The organism is Testudinibacter sp. 'clade 2' (assembly GCF_006227735.1).
GTDB lineage: Bacteria > Pseudomonadota > Gammaproteobacteria > Enterobacterales > Pasteurellaceae > Chelonobacter.
In genome coordinates, this window is record NZ_VDHB01000249.1 from 1 (window position 1) to 3,917 (window position 3,917).

A 3,917-nucleotide genomic window follows, 5' to 3' on the forward strand; every position below is an offset into this window, starting at 1 on the left:
TCAAATTATAAACAAAGATTAACAGACCCTAGAGATGATAACGGATTTATACAATTGACGGAAGTTTAAACCACACTTTAATACTGCTTCAACACAGTTTATTTTAGTGATGGGTTGGCATCGGTCAAAACCGACCAAAATGCGGCAATCAACGGCTGCTGCAAGCGTTTTTTCTGTACGCAAACCCCCAGTTCAAAGGCACTGGCGGACAGAGGTAGATCCAGATAGGAAACCTGTCCGTTCATCGGACTGTTTTTGATTACGATGTCCGGCAGCAGCGCCACGCCGCAACCCAGTGCTACCATCGGCACAATGCCCTCATGCCCGCTGACCGAGGCATAAATTTTCGGCTGTTTGAATTTCATCTGCTTGAACCACAGATCGATGCGCTCACGTACGGGTCCGGCGACCGGTAAAATAAACGGGATCTGCTCCCAATCAATCGGTTGCCGCTGCAATAAGCGGGTTGAAGGGCAGGCGACCCGCGGTGCAATCAATGACAGTTGGATATAATCGATAAAATGAAAGTCGATATTGTCAGGTAATTTCAGCGGCTTGCCGACCAATGCCAAATCCGCCTGTTGTGACCGCACTTGCTCCAGCGCATTGGCGGGGTCACCGGTGGTTAGTTTGATTTCCACTTTCGGGTATTGGCGGCGAAAGGCTTCCAGAATCGGCGGCAGGTGGCTGTAAGCCGCGGTGACCGAACAAAACAGTTTCAACTCACCGCTCAACTCTTGCTGAACCGGCTGCAACTGAATTTTGATTTGCTGCCAACGCTGCCATGCCGGTAGCGCGAACTGTAAAAACTGCTCACCGGCTTCAGTCAGGCTGACCTGGCGGTTATCGCGTAAAAACAGCGGTTGTTTCAGCTCTGCTTCCATTTTTTGAATCTGGCGCGACAGCGTGGACGGGCTCATATGATTTTGTAGTGCCGTTTGGTTGAAATTTCGTTTTTCCACCAAATCCAGAAACAGTTTTATCTCTTGAAAGTTCATCGTGACCGCACTTTGTTTTCAATTATTCAGCTAGGGCTTCCTAGCAATCCCCTCATAAACGAATTGTCAGGAAGCCCTAGGGTTTTAACAGGCTTATTATTTATCCAATTGTTTAATAAATCGCTCAAAATCCGACGTAATTTTTTGCTGTCGATTAAATGCTCGGTATTCTTCAACGGCTTTTTGCGTGGCTTGTTTGTGGCTGATTTTGCCGCTATTTTGTAAAATCTCATAACGGTTAAAACTCAAAAAATCATCAATACTTTTGGCAAAATCCTGCATGCTTAATAAATCCTCGTCTTCTAGTAGGCGTTCGACATAATCAAAATAAGCAGAAACATTGCGTTCCAGTTTTTTGATTTCCTGCTCCGATAGATAATTTTTTGCCACCACCACATCAGATTGCAAAATCCGCCCAGCTGGAGCATTTTTCCATGTAGTTAGCCCCATGTGAGTTTTGTGTTGATCTGCGTGGTGATAAACAATTTCTGCTGCGGTTTGTCCTGTAATGGCGTAGTGAAATTTGTTTTGCACATTGGCGTAGAATTGACGGGTAATTTCCGAATTTTTATCATAATCATAGGAAATTTCAGCAAAAATATCGGTCAGTTGCTTCCAAATCCGTTGCTCGCTAGCGCGGATTGAGCGAACGGTTTCCAGCAATTCACGGAAATAATCTTTACCGAAGGCATTTTCACCGTGCTTCATGCGATCGACATCAACGATAAAGCCTTTTTGGATATAGGCCTTTAAAATCTCGCTCGCCCAAATACGGAATTTGGTGGCTTTGCTAGAATTGACTCGGTAGCCGACAGAGATGACGGCATCGAGATTATAAAATGTCGTCAGGTAGTTTTTTCCATCTACAGCAGTTGTTCGGATTTTCCGAACAACTGAACTTTGCTCAAGCTCACCGCTATCAAAGATATTTTTTAGGTGTTCGCTCACCGTTGATTTTGCTACTCCAAACAGCTGAGCAATATTTTTTTGTGTTACCCACAGGGTTTCATCTTGCACCAAGACTTCTGTATGTTCGCTGTTGTCGTAAATTAAAAATTGGATTTCGTTCATCATCTCTCCCTATCGCTGCTAAAAATATTTGCAAAAAATGCAACTATAGATTGTAATAATATCAATTTTCGCAATCAGGATTTTAGACTATACTGACCGCACTTGTCCATTGGGGACAACCTGTTATTTACCCTTAAACTGAGGAAAAACCATGTCTAACTATTTTAATACCCTGAATCTGCGTCAACAGCTGGATCAATTGGGGCGCTGCCGTTTTATGGCGCGCGAAGAGTTTGCTGATGAAGCCAACTATTTGAAAGGCAAAAAAATTGTGATTATCGGCTGTGGTGCACAAGGCTTGAACCAAGGTTTGAATATGCGTGATTCCGGCTTGGATGTCAGCTATGCCTTGCGTCAGCAGGCGATTGATGAAAAACGCGCTTCGTTCACCCGCGCCAGCGAAAACGGTTTTAAAGTCGGCACTTATGAAGATCTGATCCCAACTGCGGATTTAGTGATCAACCTGACGCCGGACAAACAACACTCTGCGGTGGTGCAAGCGGTGATGCCGTTGATGAAACAAGGTGCGGCATTGGGCTACTCACACGGCTTGAATATCGTCGAAGTGGGCGAACAAATCCGCAAAGACATCACAGTCGTGATGGTGGCGCCGAAATGCCCGGGCACGGAAGTGCGTGAAGAGTATAAGCGCGGTTTCGGCGTGCCGACGCTGATCGCCGTTCACCCGGAAAACGATCCGCAAAACGAAGGCTGGGCGATTGCCAAAGCCTGGGCAGCGGCGACCGGCGGCCACCGTGCCGGCTGTTTGGCCTCCTCTTTCGTGGCAGAAGTGAAATCTGACTTAATGGGCGAACAAACTATTCTGTGCGGTATGCTGCAAGCCGGCTCTCTGATTTGTTATGACAAATTGGTGGCTGAAGGCAAAGATCCGGCCTATGCTGCCAAATTGATTCAATTCGGTTGGGAAACCATCACGGAATCGTTAAAACAAGGCGGGATCACGTTAATGATGGATCGCCTGTCCAACAGCGCCAAAATCCGTGCTTACGAACTGTCCGAGCAGATCAAAGGCTTGTTGCAAACTCTGTTTGAAAAACACATGGATGATATTATCAGCGGCACATTCTCGCGCGTGATGATGGAAGACTGGGCGAATAACGACGTGAATTTGCTGACATGGCGTGAGCAAACCGGGCAAACTGCCTTTGAAAAAGCACCGAAATATGAGGGCAAAATCAGCGAACAAGAGTACTACGACAATGGCGTGGTGATGGTTGCAATGGTTAAAGCCGGTGTGGAATTGGCGTTTGATACCATGGTTGCGAGCGGAATTTTGCAAGAATCCGCCTATTATGAATCACTGCATGAGTTGCCGTTAATCGCCAATACCATCGCGCGTAAACGCCTGTATGAAATGAATGTGGTGATTTCCGACACCGCCGAATACGGCAACTACCTGTTCTCTTTCGCTGCCGACCCGATTCTGCGTGAAAAACTGGTACCGACCTTGGTGCGCGGTGACTTGGGTGAAAAAGTGGTTTCCGATGAAATCGACAATATCCGCCTGCGTGATGTCAACGAAGCCATCCGCAACCACCCAATCGAAAAAGTCGGTAAAGTGCTGCGTGACTATATGAAAGATATGAAAAAAATCGCTGTAGCCAGCTAAGCTGACCGCACTTGCGCTGACTGTACTTTGCGAATCTGGAATCCCTTTGGTATCAGCATAAACCAGAGGGATTTTTGTCTACTAGGCATGGTAGATCTTAAAATTAGCAACCATTTTGTCTACTATACCCGCTTCTGTGAGTTAGAAAATAGTTTTCTGTTTTTTGGAAACACAGTTGCTACTTTTATAATATTAATTGTGTATTTTAACCTTTGTCA

General features: G+C 45.9%; 3 protein-coding genes. 1 reads left to right on the forward strand and 2 read right to left on the reverse strand.

Annotation, left to right across the window (positions count from 1 at the left end):
• Nucleotides 1–98 precede the first annotated feature (98 nt).
• Together ilvY and rhuM are read right to left on the reverse strand one after the other, a co-directional pair.
• A complete protein-coding gene (gene ilvY / locus FHQ30_RS13040) occupies nt 99–998 on the reverse strand; it encodes an HTH-type transcriptional activator IlvY (RefSeq protein ID WP_139611041.1) in 900 nt (299 codons plus the stop codon).
• Between the two features lie 96 nt (nt 999–1,094).
• A complete protein-coding gene (gene rhuM, locus FHQ30_RS13045) occupies nt 1,095–2,069 on the reverse strand; it encodes a RhuM family protein (protein ID WP_139615027.1) in 975 nt (324 codons plus the stop codon).
• A gap of 151 nt (nt 2,070–2,220) precedes the next feature.
• Here rhuM and ilvC point away from each other — a divergent pair, with 151 nt between their 5' ends.
• Nucleotides 2,221–3,699, forward strand: coding sequence for a ketol-acid reductoisomerase (ilvC, locus tag FHQ30_RS13050; RefSeq protein WP_139610027.1), 1,479 nt, complete (start codon nt 2,221–2,223; stop codon nt 3,697–3,699).
• The last annotated feature ends 218 nt before the right edge of the window (nt 3,700–3,917 follow it).